This is a genomic window from Hungatella sp. SL.1.14, assembly GCF_024460495.1.
GTDB lineage: Bacteria > Bacillota > Clostridia > Lachnospirales > Lachnospiraceae > Hungatella > Hungatella hathewayi.
The window spans coordinates 1-375 of the sequence record NZ_JANFYJ010000184.1 but is presented as its reverse complement, the minus strand read 5'-3'; the positions used below and the strand labels follow the sequence as shown (position 1 = coordinate 375).

Annotated in this window: 1 protein-coding gene; it reads right to left on the bottom strand. The window is 45.3% G+C overall.

What is annotated here, in order from left to right; translation table 11 throughout:
- A partial coding sequence (locus NE473_RS33315; RefSeq protein ID WP_502802860.1) for an IS1634 family transposase occupies positions 1-375 on the bottom strand: 375 nt, incomplete at both ends.

Genomic DNA, 375 nt, shown 5'->3' with positions numbered 1-375 from the left:
GCGCTGCCTCTCTGTATTCAGCTGCAAGTTTTTTTATAGACTGAGTGACAATGAACCCTCTTTTTCCTGTATGGTTGAATAAACGGTTATTCTCTGAAGCAAGACCGGCGTCTGAGCAGAAGATGAACCGGTCACAGCCAAAGTCCTCGATCACTTTCTTTTCCAGTGGTTTTAAAGAGGTCTGTTCGTTCTGGTTCCCTGGGAATAAGGAGAAGGCCAGAGGGATGCCGTCGCCATCTGTAAACAGCCCCATCTGGATAATCGGGTTGGGCCGGTGTTCTTTACTCTTACCATATTTCTTATCCCCATCCTCCTGCTCAATTTCAAAGTAATAATTCGTACAGTCGTAGTAGAGGATATGATCATTACGTTTCG